This is a genomic window from Oharaeibacter diazotrophicus, from assembly GCF_004362745.1.
Classification (GTDB): domain Bacteria; phylum Pseudomonadota; class Alphaproteobacteria; order Rhizobiales; family Pleomorphomonadaceae; genus Oharaeibacter; species Oharaeibacter diazotrophicus.
In genome coordinates this window covers 1,068,574-1,087,377 of the sequence record NZ_SNXY01000006.1, presented here as the reverse complement: position 1 = coordinate 1,087,377, position 18,804 = coordinate 1,068,574, and the positions used below count along the sequence as shown (strand labels likewise).

Here is an 18,804-nt window from a genome sequence, read left to right as displayed (position 1 = left end):
GACGCCATGAACTCCGGCATCGGCCGCGCCAGCCTCGCCACGCTCGTCGTCGCCACGACCTTCCTCTATCTGCCGATCGTCGTGCTGGCGGTGTTCTCCTTCAACGACAGCGACCTGATGGCCTTCCCGCTCTCGGGCTTCACGCTGAAATGGTACGGTGAACTCGCCGGCAACGACGCCTTCCACGCCGGCTTCGTCACCTCGACGCTGGTGGCGCAGCCGGTCGGGCTGATCGGCATGGCGGTCGGCCTCGCCGCCGCGCTCGCGCTGACCGCGCCGGGGCTGAAGTGGCGGCTCGGTTTCGCGGCGCTGGTGCTGCTGCCCTTCCTGGTGCCGAAGTCGGTGCTCTCGATCGCGCAGGCGATGGTGATGAGCCGCGTCGGCCTCGAGCGCGGCGCCGTCGCGCTGGTTTTGGCGCAGGCGCTCGTCGTGGTGCCCTTCACCACCGTGATGATAGCCTCCGTCCTGGTGCGGATCGACCCGCGCCTCGACGAGGCCGCCCGCGACCTCGGCGCGACGCCGTGGCAGAGCTTCCGGCTGGTGATGCTGCCGCAGCTCAAGGGCGCGCTCGCCGGCGCCTATTCGGTCGGCGTCATCCTCTCGCTCGCCGACCTGACCATCGCGATGTTCCTCGCCGGCCGCACCCAGCCCTTGTCGCTGATGGTCGCCTCCGAGTTCCGCCGCGAACTTCGCCCCGACCTCAACGCCATGCAGGTCGCCGTGCTGGCGTTGACGGTGGCGATCGTGGCGGCGAGCGAGCTCTACCGCCGGCGTCGCGGCCGCCGCCGCGCCGCTCCCGCCGCCCGCGCGGCGACCGCTCCCATGGAGGCCGCCCCGTGACCGCGCCGACGTCGCCCCTGACCTTCCCCGCCGCTCTGCCCGGCGCCGCTGCGGCACTCGCGGCGCTCGCCGCCGAGGCCCGCGCGGACCTTGCCGCGATCTCCTATCCGGACCGGCCCTGGCTCGCCCCGCGCGCCGGCCCCGACGGCTCGCCGGTCGACGACGTGATCGTCGTCGGCGCCGGCCAGTCCGGGCTCGTCATCGCGGCGCACCTGCGGCGCGAGGGGCTGGCGCGGGTCGCCGTGCTCGACCGCGGCGGCCCGGGCGAGGAGGGGCCGTGGTGCACCTACGCCCGCATGGCCGAGCTGCGCACGCCCAAGGTCACCGTCGGCACCGAGTTCGGTATCCCCGCGCTGTCGGTGCGGCGCTGGTTCGAGACCCGTTACGGCGTCGCCGCCTGGGCGCGGCTGGAGCGGATCCCGCGCACCGACTGGAAGGACTATCTCGACTGGTACGCCGAGACGCTCGAGCTTCCGGTCGAGCACCGCACGCTGGTGATGGACGTCGCCGACGCCGGCGATCTCGTCCGCGTCGAGACGCTGGTCGCGGGGCGGCCGGTCACCCGCCACGCCCGCGCCGTGGTGATCGCCACCGGCTTCGATGGCGCCGGCGCCTGGCGCGTGCCCGACTTCGTCGCGGCGGCGCTGCCGCCGGAGTGCTACGACCATTCCAACGGCCCGATCGACTTCGCGCGCCTGAAGGGCCGCCGCGTCGGCCTGCTCGGACACGGCGCCTCGGCCTTCGACAACGCGATCGCGGCGCTCCGGGCCGGGGCGGCCTCGGCCGAGGTCTGCTTCCGCCGTGCTCGGCTACCGCGCACCAACCCGCATCGTCACATCGAGACGGCGGGGATGATGACGCACTATCCCGCGCTCGCCGACCTGACGCGCTGGCGGATCGCCCGCTTCTTCCGCGCCGCCGACCAGCCGCCGCCGGTCACCGCCTTCCGCACCGCGCTGGCGACGCCCGGCTTCCGGCTGCGCCCGGCGACGCCTTGGACGTCGGTCGCCCTCGACGGCGACGCGATCCGCGTCGAGACGCCGGCGGGACCGCTCGTCTACGACCACCTGATTCTCGCCACCGGTGCGGTGACCGACCTCGCGGCCCGGCCGGAGTTGCGCACGCTCGCGAGCCGCGTCGCGCTGTGGTCCGACCGCTTCGCGCCGCCGGCGGAAGAGGCCGACGCCCGGCTGTCCGCGCTGCCCTATCTCGACGAGGGCTACGGCTTTGTGCCGAGGCGCCTGGAGGACGGCTGGGTCGGCCGGGTGTTCGCCTTCAACGGGCTCTCCACCGTCAGCCACGGCCCGCACTCGACCTCGATCAGCGGCCACCGCCACGCCCTGCCACGGGTGGTGCGCGGCGTGACGCGCCGGCTGCTGCTCGACCACGAAGAGGCCGTGCTCGCCGACCTCCACGCCTACCGCGCCGACGACCTGCCGATCCCCGACGACTTCGAGGACGGCTTCGCCAACCCCTGAGGATCCCATATGACCGCCACCGGCCCCGCGCTCTGCGACCTTCCGATCGAAGAGCTCACCGCAGAGGGATTCGCGCCCTTCGGCACCGTGATCCCGCCGATGGAGGACGGCGTGCCCTTCGGCCCGCACGACGCGCAGCTCGACCTGACGCAGGGCACGCCGCGCTTCTACACGATGCTGATTCCCGGCCGCGGGCTCGTCGTCCGCCAGATCACCCGGCACCGGCGCGTGACCCAGTCGCTCGCGTCGGCCGGCGGCCACGAATGGTGGCTCGCGGTCGCGCCGCCGCGCGATCTCGACGTCGACGGCGCCGAACCGGCGCTCGAGGACATCCGCGCCTTCCGCATCCCCGGCGACACCGCCGTGATGCTCTACACCGGCACCTGGCACGCCGGCCCGCTGTTCGAGGGCGGCGAACGCGCCTTCTTCAACCTCGAACTCGCCGACACCAACGTGGTCGACCACCACACCTGCAAGCTGGTCGAGCGCTACGGCGTCGCGCTGGCGCTCGTTTGAGGCGCTTCGGCCGGCACCGTCACCGTCTCGCCGAACACCGTCTCGAAGGCGGCGCGCAGCGCGAGGTCGGCGTCGGCCATGGTGACCGGCAGGCCGAGGTCGACGAGGCTGGTGACGCCGTGCTGTCGGATGCCGCAGGGCACGATGCCGCCGAAGTGGTCGAGGTCGGGCTCGACGTTGAGGCTGATACCGTGGAAGGTCACCCAGCGCCGGACGCGGATGCCGATGGCGGCGATCTTGTCCTCGGCGCCGGGCGCCTTCTCCGGCCGGCGCACCCAGACGCCGACGCGGTCCTCGCGGCGCTCGCCGCGGACGTTGAAGGCGGCGAGGGTGCCGATGATCCAGGCCTCCAGCGCGGCCACGAAGACGCGCACGTCCTGGCGGCGGCGCTTCAAGTCGAGCATCACGTAGGCGACCCGCTGGCCGGGGCCGTGGTAGGTGTATTGGCCGCCGCGGCCGCTCTCGAACACCGGGAAGCGGTCGGGCGCGACGAGGTCGGCCGGATCGGCGCTGGTGCCCGCGGTGTAGAGCGGGGGATGCTCGACCAGCCAGACCCTCTCGCGCGCCGTGCCCGCGGCGATGGCGGCGACCCGCGCGTCCATCTCGGCGACGGCGTCGGGGTAGGACACCGGCGCGTCGGCGATCACCCACTCGACCGGGGGAGAACCGGGGACGGCGGGCATCCGCGTCTCGATATCGTCGCGGGCATTAACCATTCGGTAACCTCGTGCCGTGGAAAGTCGGCGTCGGACGGATCGGCGCCGCCGCTTCGATCCGCAGGGCGTTCCGGGGACTTCTAGGGCTTATGTCGACCTTCGAGAAGATCGGTATCGAAGTCTCCGTCGTCCTAGGCGGCCAGACCATGCCCATCCACCAGCTGCTGCGCATGGGCCGCGGCGCCGTGATCGAACTCGACCGCACCGCCGACCAGGACGTAGAGATCCTCGCCAACGACGTTCCCGTCGCCCGCGGGCAGGTGATCCTCAACGGCGAGCGCGTCGGCATCTCGATCACCGAAGTGCTGTTCCGCGCCCCGACCTACCGCCGCCACGACGACGTCCGCAAGGTCTGACGCGGGCCGGCGTCACGCAGCGATTCGGCCGGCGCCCGCCGTGGGCGCCGACGACGCGGGCGAATCGGATCGGCGCGCGATTCCAAGCGACTGCGGGCGGTTCTTGCGAGATCGATTCGACCTTCGGGCCGGCCCCGGCACGTCCCGTGGACGCCCGCTCGCCGGGCGGTCGGCCAAGGCGACGCCCGCGTTTCCGCGGCTTCCGGGCGCCCGCGCGGCGGTGCCCCCCAAGGGGCGGCGGGAAGGTGAAACGAAGTCGGCGAAACCCCTTGTGCCCCGGGATCGGGTTTGCTAGAGAACCGGCGCCGGCGGAAACGACGGCACCGACCACGAAAATGCGGTTGTGGCGGAATTGGTAGACGCGCAGCGTTGAGGTCGCTGTGGGGCAACCCGTGGAAGTTCGAGTCTTCTCAACCGCACCATTCTCCTGATCGACGCGGCCGCCCTCCGGGCGGCCGTCGTCGTTTCGGGGGTACGTCTTCTCGGCGACCCATCTCACCGGCGTGCGCTCGCGGCCGTCCTGCACATGGACGGGTGCCCTCGTTCTCGAATCGACCGCCCGGAAACGAAAGAGGCGGAGCGCCTCGGCGCCCCGCCTCCGGAGTTGGCCGTGCCGCGGCGCCGGGGCGCCGCGCCGGGTCACTTCTGCAGTTCGGTCCAGATCTTGGTGTAGATCGCCTGGGCCTCGGGCGGGCAGGTCTTGATCAGCTCCGCGACCTTCATCTTGTCGGCGGGGATGTTCAGTTCCGGCGCGTCCTGCATGTCGGCCGGCATGAACTTCTCCGAGCCGGCGATGCCGTTGGCGTAGCGGTGGAACGAGGAGTTCAGGCCCGCGTTCTCCGGGTCCATCATGAAGTTCAGGAACAGCTTGGCGTTCTCGAGGTTCTTGGCGTCCTTGAGCACGACGATGTTGTCCGACCAGATCTGGAAGCCTTCCTTCGGCAGGATGTAGTGGATCTTCGGGTTCTGGAGGCGCTGGCGCATGGCCGAGCCGTTCCAGTCCGAGGTCGCGGCGTAGTCGCCGGCCACCATCTTCTCGATGGTGGAATATTCCATGGCGATCCAGTTGGCCTTCGCGTTGACGAGGGTGTCGCGCACCTTGCGCATCATGTCCTTGTCGTAGTCGCAGAGGTTGCCGCCGTTGTACTTGATGGCGGCGTGGATCACGTCGTTCATCTCGGGCACGACGTTGATCTTGCCCTTGATCTCCTCCGGCGGATCGAAGATCAGCGACCAGCTGTCGACCGGGTCCTTCAGCACGTCGGTGTTGACCGAGACGCCGACGGTACCCCAGGCCCAGGGAACCGAGTACTTGCGGCCGGGGTCGAAGTCGGGGTTGGCGAACTCGGGCGCGAGATTCTTCGCGTTCTCCATCGACCCGGCGTCGACCTCCTGGATCAGGCCCTCCTGGATCCAGATCGGGATGTAGTGCTGCGAGGGCATCGCGATGTCGAAGCCCGAGCCGCCCTGGCGCACCTTGGCGAGGGCGGTGTCGTTCGAGTCGTAGTCGGTGATCGTCACCTTGACGTCGTACTTGGCCTCGAACTTCTTGATCATGTCGGGGCTGGTGTAGTTGCCCCAGTTGTAGATGTTCAGCTCGCCGGCGGCGCTCGCCAGACCGGTCGAGGCCAGCAGCGCGGCAAGGGCCGCGGCCAGCGTCCGAGACGTCGTCATCATTCCACCTCTCGTTTGCCGGCGGGTCTCACGCCCGCCGTTTCGCCATCAAGAAGAACAGGGTCACGATCAGGATCGAGAGCAGCAGGAAGGCCGTGGAGATGGCGTTCATCTCCGGCGTCACCTGCCGGCGGATCTGACCGAGGATGTAGGTCGGCAGCGTGTCCTGGCCGCCGGACTTGACGAAATTCGTGATCACCACGTCGTCGAGCGAGATCACGAAGGCCAGCATCAGCCCCGCCAGCACGCCCGGCCACAACAGCGGCAGCGTCACGTAGCGGAAGGTCTTGAGCGGCGTGGCGTAGAGATCGGCGGCGGCGCGCTCGAGCGTCAGGTCCATGTTCTCGAGGCGGGCGCGGATCGGCAGGTAGGCGAAGGGCACGCAGAAGGCAGTGTGGGCCGCGATCAGGTAGCCGAGCCCGGCGTAGCCGGTGGCGACCTTGATCTGCGCGAAGAAGATCAGCAGCGCCACCGCGGTGACGATCTCCGGCACCATCAAGGGCTGGTTGATGAAGGCGTATTTGAAGGTGAGGCCGGGGTAGGGCGGCGTGCGCGTGGTGGCGAGCGCGGCCATGGTGGCGGCCACCGTCGAGATCACCGCGGCGACCGAGGCGATCTGGACCGATCGGATCGAGGCGTCGATCACCTGGGTGTTGCTGAAGGCCGAGACGAACCAGCGCAGCGAGAAGCCCTGCCAGTCGGACAGCGAGTTGCCGGCGTTGAAGGCGTAGAACACCAGCATGACCATCGGCGCGTAGAGCGCGACGAAGCACAGCACGGCGATCGTGGTGAAGCCGCGCTGGCGGCGGACGTCGAAGGCGCGCTCAGCCATGACGGATCTCCGCGCGGCCGGCGTTGCGGACGTAGGCGATCAGCGCGACCATCACGATCACCATCATCGAGATCGACAGCGCCGCGCCGAGCGGCCAGTTGCGGCCCTGGCCGAACTGCAGCTCGATCAGGTTGCCGAGCATCATGTTCTTGCCGCCGCCGAGTACGCTCGGGGTGACGTAGGCGCCGAGCGCGGGGATGAACACCAGGATCGAGCCGGCGACCATGCCGGGCTTGACCAGCGGCACGATCACGTTGGTCAGCACCCGCCGCGGCGTGGCGTAGAGGTCGTAGCCGGCCTCGACGAGGCGGAAGTCGATCTTCTCCATCGAGGCGTAGAGCGGCAGCACCATCAGCGGCAGGTAGACGTAGACCATGCCGACCAGGATCGCGGTGTCTGTGAACAGGATCTGGATCGGTTTGTCGATCAGCCCGACCCGGAGCAGCATCGTGTTGAGGAAGCCCTCGTTGCGGATGATCTCCAGGATCGCGAAGGTGCGGATCAGGAGGTTGGTCCAGAACGGGATGGTGATCAGGAACAGCCAGATGTCGCGCCGGTTCTCCGGCCGCGTCGCGATGAAGTAGGCGGTCGGGAAGCCGACGATCAGCGTCAGCACCGTGGTGACCAGCGACAGCCCGGCCGAGCGCAGGAAGATGCGCACGTGGGCGTCGGCGAGCGAGAGCGTGTCGTCGAAGATGTCGCGCTCGAGGAAGACGCCGACCCAGGCGTCCGGCGAGAATTTCCAGACCACGTCGCCGTAGGGGCCGGGGGCGAGGAAGGAATAGACCAGCACGATCAGCAGCGGGCCGATCGCGGCGAAGAAGATGATCGCCAGCGCCGGCGCCGACAGCAGCCAGCGGTTCAGCACGTCGCGCCGGGCGGCCCTCCTGGCGATGTCGCTCGCGTCGGCCATGGCTCAGTTCCCGAGCAGGCGCGCGGCGCGCGGATCGACCACCACGCCGACGGTGTCGCCGACCTCGACGCCGAGAACCTCGCCCGGCCGGTTCTGACGCCGCACGATGAAGGTCGAGCCGTCGGCGAGGCGGACGTGGAAGTGGGTGTCGGTGCCGAAGTAGACGGCGTGCTCGAGCGTGCCCGAGAGGGTCGCCGGCTCGCCGGAGGCGACCACGCGGGCGTGCTCGGGCCGGACCACCACGGTCACCTCGCCGGTTCGGGAGAAGCCGGCGGGCACCACGGCGAACAATTCGCCGCCGGCGGCGAGGGCGACGGACGCGAGGTCGCCGGAGACGGCGCCGGTGCGGCCTGCGAGGACGTTGGTCTCGCCGATGAAGTCGGCGACGAAGCGGTCGGCCGGGCTGTCGTAGATGTCGCGCGGCGTGCCGACTTGGAGGATGTGCCCGGCCGACATCACCGCGATGCGGTCGGACATGGTCAGCGCCTCCTCCTGGTCGTGGGTGACGAAGATGAAGGTGATGCCGGTCTCGTGCTGCAGGCGCTTCAGCTCGATCTGCATCTCCTTGCGGAGCTTGTAGTCGAGCGCCGACAAGGGCTCGTCGAGCAGCAGCACCTTCGGCCGCGGGGCGAGGGCGCGGGCGAGGGCGACGCGCTGCTGCTGACCGCCGGAGATCTGCGAGGTGCGCCGGCCGGCGAGCGCCTCCATGCGGACCAGTTTCAGCATGGCCGCGACGCGTTCGTCGACCTCGGCCTTCGGTTTGCCGAGCATCTTCAGGCCGAAACCGATGTTCTCGGCCACGGTCATGTGCGGGAACAGCGCGTAGTTCTGGAACACCGTGTTGATCGGCCGCGCGTAGGGCGGCAGGCCGGCGACGTCGACGCCCTCGAGCAGGATCTCGCCGGCGGTCGGGTACTCGAAGCCCGCGATCATGCGCAGGAGCGTGGTCTTGCCGCAGCCGGACGGCCCGAGGAGCGTGAAGAACTCGTTCCTGGCGATTTCGACGGTGGCGCGGTCGACGGCGGTGAACCGCTGGTCGCCGGAGCCGAACACCTTGGAGACCTGGCGCAGGCCGATCGCACTCGTGGCGGCACCGGCCGCGGGACGCGCTTCGCTCATGGTGCTGTCGACGTCTGCCCCCGTTGAAGACGGGGCAAATGTGATCACATGGGCCTGCCGCTGACAATCGCTTTCGCGCGTGGTCCCGTCCGTAATTCGAGCGTGCCCACGGAAGCGGCGCATGGGGGCGACCCAGGGTCGTGGCGCCCCGGGCGCCGACGGTCGCCGTGTGCACCGAGCGCGATGGTCGAGGCCGGCGGTCCTCTTCCTCCAGCCCCGACCCGGCGCGCCGGTCGGGGTCGACTACGGCGAGGATGGGCGGTCGGCCAAGCCGGAGAGGGCGTCGGTGTCGCCCTGCCAGAAGCGATTCAACCGCTTCCACCAGCGCCTGCAATCGGGACCGAGCCGACGTTCGAGCGCGGCCATCTTGTCGGGCTTCGCGCCCAACCTGTTCTGCAGGCCCTCCAGCAGACCCACGGTCGCCGCTACGCGCACATAGTGGTCACCGTGGAGATGCCAGCGTTCCACGACCGAGAAGATCGCGTCGAGTTTCTCGTTTCGGCCGGCCTCCAGGTATTCCTGAATGTGCTCGTCCAAGGCGTGCAGAGCGATGTAGAGCGGCAGCTCGGCCTCGTCGGCCCATTCTTCCAGGAAGGCCGACCAAAGAGGACGAAACGACTCGTCCGCGGCCAACAGCGGGGCGAACATGTCTTCGCGTGTGATCGGCGGCTCCACCATCGCCTACCTCTCGTTCACCCGAGCGATCACTTCGACGCGACAGCCGTCGAGCGTTCGCCTTCGCCAGCGCGCTGCCAAGCATCGGTGCGGAGCGAAAGCCCCAGCGCCTGCGCGATCGAACGCGGCCGCGCCTCGACCCCTGGATACACCTGGGATTGTGCCGTGACCAGCCCGTGGCCCTCAGGCCTCGTGGGTGACGCGGCCGTCGCAGACGGTGGCGATCGGCTTCAGCCGGTCGATCGCCTCGGGCGCGACGGCCTCGATGTCGCCGGAGAGCACGACGAGGTCGCCGAGGAAGCCCGGGGCGAGGCGGCCGGCGCGATCCTCTCGGAACTGGGCGTAGGCGCCCTCGACGGTATAGGCGGCAATCGCCTCGGCGAGGGTGAAGCTCTGGTCGGGATCGTCCGCGCTCCAGCGCTTGCGCGTCACCGCGGCCTTGATGCCGGCGAGCGGATCGATCGGCGACACCGGCCAGTCGGAGGCGAACACCACGTGGGCGCCGGCCTCCTTCAGCGTGCGCCACGGGTAGGACCACGGCCAGCGCGCGCGCCCGATCCGGCTGATCGTCGGCTCGAGCGGGAAGTTCATCGCCCCCGGCGGATGCGGCGGCTGCATCGAGGCGATCGCGCCGAGTTCGGCGAAGCGGCCGACGTCGTCGGGGTGGATCACCTCGACGTGCTCGACGCGGTGGCGGGCGTCGCGCCGGCCGTTGGCGCGCTCGGCGGCCTCGTATCCGTCGAGCACGGCGCGGACGGCGCCGTCGCCGATCGAGTGGACGGCGATCTGCAGGCCGCGGCGGTCGATCTCGACGGCGATCTCGGTGAAGCGCTCGGGCGTGAACAGTGGTTCGCCGACGACGCCGGGGGTGTCGGCGTAGGGCTCCAGCATCACGGCGGTGCAGCTGTCGATGACGCCGTCGTAGAACAGCTTGACCACGCCGGACGAGAGCTTGTCGCCCCGGTACTCGCGCGCCATCGCCGACGCCTTGTCGAGCATGGCAAGGTCCATGGCCGGCTTGAAGTGGAACGGCACCTGGACGCGCACCGTCAGCTCGCCGCGGTTCTCGAGGGTGCGCAGCAGTTCGAGCTGGTAGAGGTTGCCGTCCATGTTGTGGATCGAGGTGATCCCGTGGGCGGCGCAGTGGGCGAGGCCGCGCTTCATCACCGCGAGGTCCGTCTCGAAGTCGGCGCCCTGGGGCCACGGCTCCGGTTCGCCGCCGGTGGAAAGGCCGAGGCGGTAGCGGTCGGCGCCGGCGGCTTCGAGCAGCGGGTCGAAGGCCTCCATCTCGCGGAGTTCGCCGGTGGCGCGGCCGTCCTCGCCCATCACGACGACGTTGCCGGGCGGCAGGTCGGCGCCGTGGAGCAGGCCGACGAGATCGAGCGCCGCGGTGTTGGCCCAGGCGGTGTGGTGGTCGGGTGCGACCAGCATCACCGGCCGGTCCGGCAGGATCGAGTCGAGGACGTGGCGGTCGACCTGGGCGTCGCCGAGAATGGCGTAGTCGGCGCCCTGCGCCAGCAGCACCCGGTCGGCGGGATGGGCGGCGGCGTAGCTGCGCAGGGCGGCGGCGAGCGCGTCGAGACCGTGGACGCCGTCGAGCTGCAGCTGCGCCATCTCCGCCGCGCCGGAGAAGATGTGCATGTGGCTCTCGCAGAAGCCCGGCAGCACGGAGCCGCCGGCGGCGTCGATCACCCGCGTCGACGGGCCGGCGAGGGCGAGGATCTCGTCGTCGCCGCCGACGGCGAGGACCCGCCCGGCGCCGATCGCGACGGCGGACGCCCGCGGTCGCGCGGGATCCTGGGTCAACACGCGCCCACGGATCACCACGAGGTCGGCGGCGGCCATCTTTCTCTCTCCCGATCTGTCCCACGACGGCGAAGGCCGTCGGATCGACGATCTCCGACGGCGCGCGAATCGGCAAATTATGGGGGGCCGGGCCGTGACGGCCCGGCTTATGGCCCGGTCAGCTGACGCGGCTGACGCAATAGGCGACGACGTCCTCGAGGGCGTCGCGGTGGGCCGAGGCGGGCACGGCGGCGAGCGCCTCGACGGCGCGGACGCCGAAACCGCGGGCACGTTCCACCGTGGCGGCGATCGCGCCGGTGCGGCGCAGCAGCTCGATGGCGTGCTCGAGGTCGCCGTCGGCGATCTCGCCGCGCTCGATGGTGCGGCTCCAGAAGGCGCGGTCGGCCTCGTTGCCGGCGCGGTTGGCGAGGATCACCGGCAGCGTCACCTTGCCCTCGCGGAAGTCGTCGCCGACCTTCTTGCCGAGGGTCATCGACGAGCCGCCGTAGTCGAGCGCGTCGTCGACGAGCTGGAAGGCGTAGCCGAGTTCGGTGCCGTAGCGGGCGAGGGCGGCGATGGTGTCGGCGTCGCGGCCGGCGACGATCGGGCCGACCTCGCAGGCCGCCTTGAACAGAGCGGCGGTCTTGGCGTTGATGACGCCGAGATAGGCGGTCTCGTCGGTGGCGAGGTTCTTGGCGGCGGCGAGCTGCATCACCTCGCCTTCGGCGATCACCGAGGCGGCCTCGGACAGCACGCGCAGCGCGTCGAGCGAGCCGACCTCGACCATGGTGCGGAAGGCCTGGCCGAGCAGGTAGTCGCCGACGAGCACGCTCGCCTGGTTGCCCCACAGCATGCGGGCGGCGAGCTTGCCGCGGCGCATCTCGCTCTCGTCGACGACGTCGTCGTGCAGCAGCGTCGCGGTGTGCATGAACTCGACGGCGGCGGCGAGCTTGACGTGGCCGTCGCCCTCGTAGCCGAAGGCGCGGGCGGCGGCGATGGTCAGCATCGGCCGCAGCCGCTTGCCGCCGCTGTCGATCAGGTGCCGCGCGATCTCGGGAATCATGTCGGCGTTGGAGCCGGCCATGTCGAGGATCAGCGCGTTGACCTTTTCCATGTCGGCGCCGACCAGCGCGACCAGCGGCGCGATCGACGCTTCGCGCGCCGCCGTCTCGCCGCGCCGTTCCTTGGAAACGACTGCGCCCACGCTCTCAAACTCCGCAATCCGCGCCGAACCCGGCGTGAGAATAGGGACCGGCCGTCGAGGCGGCAAGCGACGCCCGACGGATCGCCCCGCACCGGATGCGCGGGACGCCGGTCGGCGTCCTATGTCACACTCAGCGGGCCGGATCCACCCGGCACGGGGAGAACCCATGGAAGAACTGATCCGGACCAACGATCTCGTGCTGATCTCCTTCGTCGAGGTGCTGCTCCGGGACGCCGGCATCGAGCATCTCGTCGCCGATCAGGCGATTTCCGCGGTCGAGGGCTCGGTCGGCCTGTTCCCGCGCCGCATCCTAGTCGACGCCGAGGCGATCGACGCCGCGCGCCGCCTGATGACCGACGCCGGCCTCGCGGCCGAACTCCGGCCGGTGCGGCGGCCGTGACCGCGGTGGACGCCCCGGCCGAGGCAGCCCCGGACCCGGACGCGATCACCCGCGACGGCTTCCTGGGCGGGCGTCTCGTGGTGGCGCAGGCCCGCCGCGGCGCCCATCGTGCGGGGCTCGACGCCGTTCTTCTCGCCGCGGCGCTGCCCGACGGCACCCGCGGCCACGTGCTCGACCTCGGCGCCGGCGTCGGCGTCGCCGGCATGGCGGCGGCCTGTCGGCTGGCGGAGGTCACGGTCGACCTCGTCGAGATCGACCCGGACACGGCGGTGCTCGCCCGCGACAACGTCGCCGCCAACGCCGGCGTGCTCGGCGGCCGCGTCGCGGTGATCGAGGCGGACGTGCTGGCGCCGGCAGCCGTGCGCGCCGCCGCCGGGCTGGTGCCGAACGGCGCCGACCACGTGGTGCTGAACCCGCCGTTCCATCCCGCCGACCGCGCCCGGCCCTCGCCGGCGGCCGATCGCGCCCGCGCCCACAGCCTGCCCGCCGACGACCTCGAGCGCTGGATGCGGGCGGCGGTCAGGCTCGCCCGGCCGGGCGGTACGGTGACCATCGTGTTCCGCGCCGACGAACTGCCGCGGCTCTTCGCCGCGATCGGTCCGCGGCTCGGCAGCCTGTCCGTGCTGCCGGTGCACGCCCGTGCCGGGGAGGCCGCGATCCGCGTGCTGGTGCGCGGCCGGCCGCAGGGCAGGGCGCCGCTTCGCCTCCTGCCCGGTTTCGTGCTGCACGAGGGCGACGGCGGGTGGCGGCCGGAGGCCGACGCGGTGCTGCGCGGGGCGGCGCTGCCGGTCACCTGGTGGTGAGCGGTGTTGCCGCGTCGCCGTCCCGACTCCATATCGGATCCGAAGACGACGCGGAGATCCTTCCTTGTTCCCATCCCTGAAGCGCCTGCTGCCCGCCCGTTTCGCCGGCGGCGGACCGGTGGTCCCGGTGGTGCGGCTCACTGGGGCCATCGGCGTCGGCACGGCGCTCCGCCCCGGCCTGACGCTCGCCTCGGTCGCCACCGCGCTCGACCGCGCCTTCGCGGTCAAGAAGGCACCGGCGGTGGCGCTCGCGATCAACTCGCCGGGCGGCAGCGCCGTGCAGGCGCACCTGATCTTCCGCCGCATCCGCGACCTCTCGGCCGAGAAGGGCTTGCCGGTGATCGCCTATGTCGAGGACGTCGCGGCGTCCGGCGGCTACATGATCGCCTGCGCCGCAGACGAGATCGTCGCCGACCCCTCCTCGATCGTCGGCTCGATCGGCGTCGTCTCGGCCTCCTTCGGCCTCGACCGGCTGATCGAGCGCTGGGGCGTCGAGCGCCGCGTCCACACCGCGGGCCGGCGTAAAGTGACGCTCGACCCGTTCCAGCCGGAGAATCCGGAGGACGTCGAGCATCTCGAGAGCCTGCAGCGCGAGGTGCACCGCCACTTCGTCGACCTCGTCAAGGACCGCCGCGGCGCGGCGCTGTCGACCAGCGAGGAACTGTTCGACGGTCTGTTCTGGATCGGTCCGACGGCGCGCGCCCTCGGCCTCGTCGACCGGATCGGCGACCTGCGCGCCGATCTGCGGTCCCGCTTCGGCGAAACCGTGCGGCCGAAGCTCGTCGGCGGCGAGCGCGGCTGGCTGCGACTTCGCGCCGGCGGCGGCATCGCCGGTGCCGGCCCGTCGGGGCCGCTGGTGTCGGCCGACGACGTGCTCGACGCCGTGGAACGGCGCGCGCTGTGGTCCCGTTACGGATTGTGAAGGTCCACCCCGCATCATGACGGATGCGGCCGTTTTCGCCTTGCCAGGACTCCGCGTCGATGGTCTCATGGCGAATAGTCGGAAAAGGAGTTGCTCGATGCCTCCGCTGATCGCACTGGCCCTCGTGGGTGCAGGCCTCTACGTCGCCGGACGTTTCGTGAAGACCGAAATGGCCCGGGTGGCCGAGGTGCTCGCCCGCAACGAGGCGAAGCCGAAGCCGATCGAGATCCGGCTCGACCGGGATCCCGGCACCGGTGTCTATCGCTACAAGGGCCCGGGCGAGGTCTGACGACCCGTTCCGCCGTCCTGTCGCAGAACATGCGAAGGCCCTCCGGGCGGTCGGCGCGGAGGGCCTTTGGATTCGTCGCGTCGCGTCCGGCGTGCGTCTCACTTGTAGACGTTCGGCAGCCGTCGGATGGCGTTGCAGTTCTCGGCGACGACCTTGACCTGACGGATCTGCTCGACGCGGTAGTCGGTGCAGCGCACCTTCTTCACGATCGTGCCCATCGCGGTCTTCACACGGATCTCGCTGCAGTAGCAGGTGTCGCTCTCAGCCTTCACAACCGGCGGGGCGACGCAGTTCGACTTGTAGGCGACCGCGGTCGGGTAGCACTGCACGATCGAGTTCGGGCCGCCCGGGTCGCGCTGGTTACGGCCCTCGGTCTGCCGTTCGCCGTGGGTGGTGGCGGCCGAGGCGGGCAGGGCGAAGAGAACGGCGAAGGCGGCGGCGGTGGCGAGCTTGGCGAGGGTCATGGCGGCTTCCTCCGGTTTCGTCCGGCCCTGAGCGGCGCGGATCATGCCGGGACGTTACGGTCTGCTCGGCGGCCGGCTTGAAGCGCCACGTCTTTGCCGCCATCCTCGCGCACGAACGACTGGCGCGCCGCGCGCCGCGCGATCTCATTGTTGGAGCCCCGAGGCCATGACCAATCTTCGCCCCGCCGGCCGGACCCGCGCGCAGAGCCGCCTCGCGCGCGTGGCCGCCGCGGTGTCGGCGTCCGTGATCGCCCTGGTGCTCGCCACCGGTGCCGCGCCGACCGATCAGCGCCTGCGCGCGCCCACGGCCGATTCGCTCGCGGGCAACTATCTCGCCGCCCTCGCCGCCGGCAAGGCGGCCGACCTCGACGAGGCCGCGCGCTTCTTCTCCGAGGCGCTGGCCGATGATCCCGAGGATCCGTTCCTGCTCGAGCGCACCCTGGTGCTGACGCTCGCCTCCGGCGACTTCCAGGATGCCGCCGGTTACGCCGCCCGCCTGCAGCAGATCGACCGGGGCAATCCCGTCGCGGCGATGGTGATCGGCATCGATTCTCTGAAGCGCAAGAAGTTCGCGGTCGCGGTCGAGAACTTCAAGCGCTCGAGCACCGGGCCGCTGGTCGGGCTGACCTCCGAGATCCTGGCGGCCTGGGCCGAGGTCGGCGGCGGCGACGTCAAGAAGGCGCTCGCCCGCCTCGACAAGCTCGACGGCGAGCAGTGGTACGCCTTCTTCCGCAGCTATCACGCCGGCCTGATCTCCGAAGTGGCCGGCGACGAGAAGGAGGCGGTGCGCCGCTTCCGCGTCGCCACCGCCATCGACGGCGGCGCGATCGGCGTCCAGGAGGCGCTGATCCGCGCGCTGGCGCGGTCCGGCGACAAGGATGGCGCCCGCAAGGCGCTCGACGACGCGCTCAAGGGCGCGCCGGGGCATCCGCTCCTGACCGCGCTCGCAGCCGAGATGGACGGCGGCCGCAAGCCGCGGGCGCAGGTCGGCGGCGTGCAGGAGGGCGCGTCGGAGATCCTGTTCGGCCTCGGCTCGGCGATCGGCCGCGACGACGGCGGCGAGTTGTCGCTGGTCTATCTCCAGCTCGCGCTGGCGCTCGACCCCAACGACGACATCGCCCGCATCACCCTCGCCGAGCAGTTCGAGCGTTCCAAGCGCTACGAGCAGGCGATCGAGATCCTGTCGAAGATCTCGCCGAAGTCGCCGTTGAAGCGCAACGCCGAGATCATGATCGGATTCGATTACAACGCGCTCGACAAGGTCAAGGAGGCCCGCGCCCACCTCTCCAAGCTGGTCGAGGCCGATCCGTCCGACCTCGACGCGGTGACCGCGCTCGGCAACGTGCTGCGCGTCCGCAAGATGTTCGCCGAGGCCTCCGAGATCTACTCGAAGGGCATCGCGACCATCGAGACGGTCGGTCCGGAGCACTGGCAGCTGTTCTACAACCGCGGCATCACCTACGAGCGCACCAAGCAGTGGCCGAAGGCGGAGGCGGATTTCAAGAAGGCGCTGGAACTGCAGCCCGACCAGCCGATGGTGCTGAACTATCTCGGCTATTCCTGGGTCGACCTCGGCATGAACTACGACGAGGCGCTGGCGATGATCAAGAAGGCGGTCGAGCTTGAGCCGACCGACGGCTACATCGTCGACAGCCTCGGCTGGGTCTATTTCAAGCTCGGCCGCTACGACGACGCGGTGCGCGAACTCGAGCGCGCGGTCGACCTCAAGCCCGAGGATCCGGTGGTCAACGACCATCTCGGCGACGCCTACTGGAAGGTCGGTCGCAAGCTGGAGGCACGGTTCCAGTGGAGCCACGCCAAGGCCTTCAAGCCGGAGCCCGAGGATCTCGAGAAGATCGTGAAGAAGCTCCAGGACGGCCTGCCCGATCCCGAGATGCCGACCGCGGCCGACGCCGGCAAGCCGGCTCAGCCCGCGGTGGACGCGGGCAAGCCGGCCACCGCCCAGCCTTGAGCGACGTCGCCGCTCCTCGCGTCGTCGAGGAGGAGGCGCGCGCCAAGGTCAACCTCGCGCTCCACGTCGTCGGCCGCCGCGCCGACGGCTACCACCTCCTCGACACGCTGGTGGCCTTTCCGGCCGTCGGCGACCGCCTGATCGCCGCGCCGGCCGACGGGCTGACGCTGACTGTCGACGGCCCGCGGGCGGGGGCGCTCGGGGACTGCGCGCCCGAGGACAACCTCGTGCTCCGGGCCGCCCGCGCGCTCGCGCGATCGATCGGCATCGCGGCGCCGGGCGCGTGCCTCCGGCTCGACAAGCGCCTGCCCGTGGCGTCGGGCATCGGCGGCGGATCGGCCGACGCCGCGGCGGCGCTACGGGCGTTGTCGCGGCTGTGGGGCGTGGCGTCCGAGGCCGAACTCGCGCGGCTCGCCGAAGGGCTCGGCGCCGACGTGCCGATGTGCGTCGCCTCGCGCCCGGCGCGCGCCCGCGGCGTCGGCGAGCGGCTCGACCCGCTGCCGGCACTGCCGCCGCTCGGGATCGTGCTGGTCAACCCGGGCGTCGCGGTGGCGACGCCGGCGGTGTTCCGCGCCCTCGCGGTCAAGGACAACCCGCCGCTGCCCGACCCGCCGGGGCGCTTCGACGCGGCCGGCCTGCTCGCCTATCTCGCCGCCACCCGCAACGACCTCGAGGCGCCCGCCGTCGCGCTGGCGCCGGTGATCGCCGCCGTGCTCGCAGTGCTGCGCACCGACGACCGCTGCCTGTTCGCCCGCATGTCCGGATCCGGCGCCACCTGTTTCGCGCTCGCCGAAAGCGAAACGGCCGCCGCGGAAGTTGCGGCGGCCGTCTCGGCCGTTCATCGGGACTGGTGGGTGGCGTCGGCGGCGCTGTGACGCCGGGCCCGCGCGGCCGTCAGGCCGCGCCGCCGCCGGCGGTCCGGAGCCAGGCCTCGCCGCAGGCCTTGGCGAGTTCGCGCACCCGCAGGATGTAGCTCTGGCGCTCGGTGACCGAGATGACGCCGCGGGCGTCGAGCAGGTTGAAGCGGTGACTGGCCTTGATGCACTGGTCGTAGGCCGGCAGCACGCAGCGGTGCAGGCCCTCGCCGCCGGCGGCCGCGCCCTGAGCCAGAAGCGCCTTGCACTCGGCCTCGGCGTCCTCGAAGTGCCGCTTCAGCGCGACCACGTCGGCGTATTCGAAGTTGTGGCGCGAGTATTCTTCCTCGGCCTGCTTGAAGACGTCGCCGTAGGTGATCTTGTCGGCGCCCTCGCGACCGTTGAAGTTGAGCTCGAAGCCGTTGTCGACGCCTTGGAGATACATGGCGAGGCGCTCGAGGCCGTAGGTCAGCTCACCGGAGACGGGCGAGCACTCGATGCCGGCGACCTGCTGGAAATAGGTGAACTGGCTCACCTCCATGCCGTCGCACCAGCACTCCCAGCCGAGGCCCCAGGCGCCGAGGGTCGGGCTCTCCCAATCGTCCTCCACGAAGCGGATGTCGTGCAGGGCGGGGTCGATGCCGATGGCGTAGAGGCTCTGCAGGTAGAGCTCCTGCAGGTTCTCCGGCGACGGCTTCAGGATGACCTGGAACTGGTAGTAGTGCTGGAACCGGTTGGGGTTCTCGCCGTAGCGACCGTCGGTCGGCCGGCGCGACGGCTGCACGTAGGCGGCCTTCCACGGCTTCGGCCCGAGCGAGCGCAGCGTCGTCGCCGGGTGGAAGGTGCCGGCGCCGACTTCCATGTCGTAGGGCTGGAGCACCACGCAGCCCTGTTCCGCCCAGAAGCGCTGCAGCGTCAGGATCAGGCCCTGGAACGAACGCCGGGGATCGTTGACGTCGGGGGCGGAAGCGGTCGCGGTCATGGCTCGTCGG

Annotated in this window: 20 protein-coding genes and 1 tRNA gene; 11 read left to right on the top strand and 10 right to left on the bottom strand. The window is 70.9% G+C overall.

Going from position 1 to position 18,804, the window contains the following annotated elements; all coding sequences use genetic code 11:
• Positions 1-6: 6 nt before the first annotated feature.
• The 3 genes from EDD54_RS05115 to EDD54_RS05105 are packed head-to-tail and all read left to right on the top strand — an operon-like array spanning position 7 to position 2,834.
• A complete protein-coding gene (locus EDD54_RS05115; protein ID WP_207620366.1) occupies positions 7-840 on the top strand; it encodes an ABC transporter permease in 834 nt (277 codons plus the stop codon).
• Positions 837-2,318 carry an NAD(P)-binding domain-containing protein gene (locus EDD54_RS05110; RefSeq protein ID WP_245515642.1) on the top strand — a complete coding sequence of 494 codons (1,482 nt, stop codon included), beginning with the start codon at positions 837-839 and terminating at the stop codon, positions 2,316-2,318. The genes EDD54_RS05115 and EDD54_RS05110 overlap by 4 nt, the downstream gene beginning before the upstream one ends.
• Positions 2,319-2,327: 9 nt before the next feature.
• The gene (locus EDD54_RS05105) at positions 2,328-2,834 is read left to right on the top strand and encodes an ureidoglycolate lyase (RefSeq protein ID WP_126535967.1); all 507 of its coding nucleotides are present in this window, start codon (positions 2,328-2,330) and stop codon (positions 2,832-2,834) included.
• Here EDD54_RS05105 and lipB read toward each other — a convergent pair.
• Positions 2,807-3,517, bottom strand: coding sequence for a lipoyl(octanoyl) transferase LipB (gene lipB / locus EDD54_RS05100; RefSeq protein WP_425374980.1), 711 nt, complete (start codon positions 3,515-3,517; stop codon positions 2,807-2,809). The genes EDD54_RS05105 and lipB overlap by 28 nt on opposite strands.
• A 122-nt stretch (positions 3,518-3,639) precedes the next feature.
• Here lipB and EDD54_RS05095 point away from each other — a divergent pair, with 122 nt between their 5' ends.
• Both EDD54_RS05095 and EDD54_RS05090 read left to right on the top strand, forming a co-directional pair.
• On the top strand, positions 3,640-3,906 hold the full coding sequence (locus EDD54_RS05095) for a FliM/FliN family flagellar motor switch protein (protein WP_126535971.1): 267 nt from the start codon (positions 3,640-3,642) through the stop codon (positions 3,904-3,906).
• A gap of 337 nt (positions 3,907-4,243) precedes the next feature.
• Positions 4,244-4,328, top strand: a tRNA-Leu gene (locus EDD54_RS05090).
• A gap of 217 nt (positions 4,329-4,545) precedes the next feature.
• Here EDD54_RS05090 and EDD54_RS05085 read toward each other — a convergent pair.
• From EDD54_RS05085 to EDD54_RS05055, 7 genes are all read right to left on the bottom strand, one after another.
• Positions 4,546-5,580: an ABC transporter substrate-binding protein gene (locus EDD54_RS05085; RefSeq protein WP_126541692.1), complete on the bottom strand. Its 1,035-nt coding sequence runs from the start codon at positions 5,578-5,580 to the stop codon at positions 4,546-4,548.
• 28 nt (positions 5,581-5,608) lie between these two features.
• Positions 5,609-6,412, bottom strand: coding sequence for an ABC transporter permease (locus EDD54_RS05080; RefSeq protein WP_126535973.1), 804 nt, complete (start codon positions 6,410-6,412; stop codon positions 5,609-5,611).
• The gene (locus EDD54_RS05075; protein WP_126535975.1) at positions 6,405-7,325 is read right to left on the bottom strand and encodes an ABC transporter permease; all 921 of its coding nucleotides are present in this window, start codon (positions 7,323-7,325) and stop codon (positions 6,405-6,407) included. The genes EDD54_RS05080 and EDD54_RS05075 overlap by 8 nt, the downstream gene beginning before the upstream one ends.
• A 3-nt stretch (positions 7,326-7,328) precedes the next feature.
• Positions 7,329-8,444, bottom strand: coding sequence for an ABC transporter ATP-binding protein (locus EDD54_RS05070; protein ID WP_126535977.1), 1,116 nt, complete (start codon positions 8,442-8,444; stop codon positions 7,329-7,331).
• Positions 8,445-8,687: 243 nt separating this feature from the next.
• On the bottom strand, positions 8,688-9,122 hold the full coding sequence (locus EDD54_RS05065) for a DUF7674 family protein (RefSeq protein ID WP_126535979.1): 435 nt from the start codon (positions 9,120-9,122) through the stop codon (positions 8,688-8,690).
• A gap of 180 nt (positions 9,123-9,302) precedes the next feature.
• Complete coding sequence (locus EDD54_RS05060) at positions 9,303-10,964, bottom strand: amidohydrolase (protein WP_126535981.1); 1,662 nt, start codon at positions 10,962-10,964, stop codon at positions 9,303-9,305.
• A 118-nt stretch (positions 10,965-11,082) separates the two neighbouring features.
• Positions 11,083-12,108, bottom strand: coding sequence for a polyprenyl synthetase family protein (locus tag EDD54_RS05055; protein WP_208112152.1), 1,026 nt, complete (start codon positions 12,106-12,108; stop codon positions 11,083-11,085).
• Between the two features lie 166 nt (positions 12,109-12,274).
• On the opposite strand from EDD54_RS05055, the gene EDD54_RS05050 reads away from it, so the two are divergent.
• From EDD54_RS05050 to EDD54_RS05035, 4 genes are all read left to right on the top strand, one after another.
• Entirely contained in the window at positions 12,275-12,508 is a 234-nt protein-coding gene (locus EDD54_RS05050) for a putative signal transducing protein (RefSeq protein ID WP_126535985.1), read from the top strand.
• Positions 12,505-13,311 (top strand): tRNA1(Val) (adenine(37)-N6)-methyltransferase, encoded by an 807-nt coding sequence (locus tag EDD54_RS05045; RefSeq protein ID WP_321184108.1) that lies wholly within the window; start codon positions 12,505-12,507, stop codon positions 13,309-13,311. The genes EDD54_RS05050 and EDD54_RS05045 overlap by 4 nt, the downstream gene beginning before the upstream one ends.
• A 64-nt stretch (positions 13,312-13,375) precedes the next feature.
• Complete coding sequence (locus tag EDD54_RS05040) at positions 13,376-14,233, top strand: S49 family peptidase (protein ID WP_126535987.1); 858 nt, start codon at positions 13,376-13,378, stop codon at positions 14,231-14,233.
• Between the two features lie 97 nt (positions 14,234-14,330).
• Positions 14,331-14,522, top strand: coding sequence for a hypothetical protein (locus EDD54_RS05035; RefSeq protein WP_126535989.1), 192 nt, complete (start codon positions 14,331-14,333; stop codon positions 14,520-14,522).
• A 98-nt stretch (positions 14,523-14,620) separates the two neighbouring features.
• On the opposite strand, the gene EDD54_RS22850 is transcribed toward EDD54_RS05035, so the two are convergent.
• Positions 14,621-14,986, bottom strand: a complete 366-nt coding sequence (locus EDD54_RS22850; RefSeq protein WP_165644876.1) for a hypothetical protein — start codon at positions 14,984-14,986, stop codon at positions 14,621-14,623.
• Between the two features lie 166 nt (positions 14,987-15,152).
• On the opposite strand from EDD54_RS22850, the gene EDD54_RS05025 reads away from it, so the two are divergent.
• Together EDD54_RS05025 and EDD54_RS05020 are read left to right on the top strand one after the other, a co-directional pair.
• Positions 15,153-16,958, top strand: coding sequence for a tetratricopeptide repeat protein (locus EDD54_RS05025; protein WP_126535993.1), 1,806 nt, complete (start codon positions 15,153-15,155; stop codon positions 16,956-16,958).
• A complete protein-coding gene (locus EDD54_RS05020) occupies positions 16,955-17,833 on the top strand; it encodes a 4-(cytidine 5'-diphospho)-2-C-methyl-D-erythritol kinase (protein ID WP_126535995.1) in 879 nt (292 codons plus the stop codon). Before EDD54_RS05025 ends, EDD54_RS05020 begins: the two co-directional genes overlap by 4 nt.
• Before the next feature lie 19 nt (positions 17,834-17,852).
• Here EDD54_RS05020 and EDD54_RS05015 read toward each other — a convergent pair whose 3' ends face one another.
• Positions 17,853-18,794, bottom strand: a complete 942-nt coding sequence (locus EDD54_RS05015) for a glycine--tRNA ligase subunit alpha (RefSeq protein ID WP_126535997.1) — start codon at positions 18,792-18,794, stop codon at positions 17,853-17,855.
• Positions 18,795-18,804 lie beyond the last annotated feature (10 nt).

Excerpts from the sequence above, each read along its gene's own strand:
- EDD54_RS05115 (WP_207620366.1), top strand. The coding sequence starts at position 7 with ATGAACTCCGGCATCGGCCGCGCCAGCCTCGCCACGCTCGTCGTCGCC.
- EDD54_RS05105 (WP_126535967.1), top strand. The coding sequence starts at position 2,328 with ATGACCGCCACCGGCCCCGCGCTCTGCGACCTTCCGATCGAAGAGCTC.
- lipB (WP_425374980.1), bottom strand. The coding sequence starts at position 3,517 with ATGCCCGCCGTCCCCGGTTCTCCCCCGGTCGAGTGGGTGATCGCCGAC.
- EDD54_RS05095 (WP_126535971.1), top strand. The coding sequence starts at position 3,640 with ATGTCGACCTTCGAGAAGATCGGTATCGAAGTCTCCGTCGTCCTAGGC.
- EDD54_RS05085 (WP_126541692.1), bottom strand. The coding sequence starts at position 5,580 with ATGACGACGTCTCGGACGCTGGCCGCGGCCCTTGCCGCGCTGCTGGCC.
- EDD54_RS05080 (WP_126535973.1), bottom strand. The coding sequence starts at position 6,412 with ATGGCTGAGCGCGCCTTCGACGTCCGCCGCCAGCGCGGCTTCACCACG.
- EDD54_RS05075 (WP_126535975.1), bottom strand. The coding sequence starts at position 7,325 with ATGGCCGACGCGAGCGACATCGCCAGGAGGGCCGCCCGGCGCGACGTG.
- EDD54_RS05070 (WP_126535977.1), bottom strand. The coding sequence starts at position 8,444 with ATGAGCGAAGCGCGTCCCGCGGCCGGTGCCGCCACGAGTGCGATCGGC.
- EDD54_RS05065 (WP_126535979.1), bottom strand. The coding sequence starts at position 9,122 with ATGGTGGAGCCGCCGATCACACGCGAAGACATGTTCGCCCCGCTGTTG.
- EDD54_RS05060 (WP_126535981.1), bottom strand. The coding sequence starts at position 10,964 with ATGGCCGCCGCCGACCTCGTGGTGATCCGTGGGCGCGTGTTGACCCAG.
- EDD54_RS05050 (WP_126535985.1), top strand. The coding sequence starts at position 12,275 with ATGGAAGAACTGATCCGGACCAACGATCTCGTGCTGATCTCCTTCGTC.
- EDD54_RS05035 (WP_126535989.1), top strand. The coding sequence starts at position 14,331 with ATGCCTCCGCTGATCGCACTGGCCCTCGTGGGTGCAGGCCTCTACGTC.
- EDD54_RS22850 (WP_165644876.1), bottom strand. The coding sequence starts at position 14,986 with ATGACCCTCGCCAAGCTCGCCACCGCCGCCGCCTTCGCCGTTCTCTTC.
- EDD54_RS05025 (WP_126535993.1), top strand. The coding sequence starts at position 15,153 with ATGACCAATCTTCGCCCCGCCGGCCGGACCCGCGCGCAGAGCCGCCTC.
- EDD54_RS05015 (WP_126535997.1), bottom strand. The coding sequence starts at position 18,794 with ATGACCGCGACCGCTTCCGCCCCCGACGTCAACGATCCCCGGCGTTCG.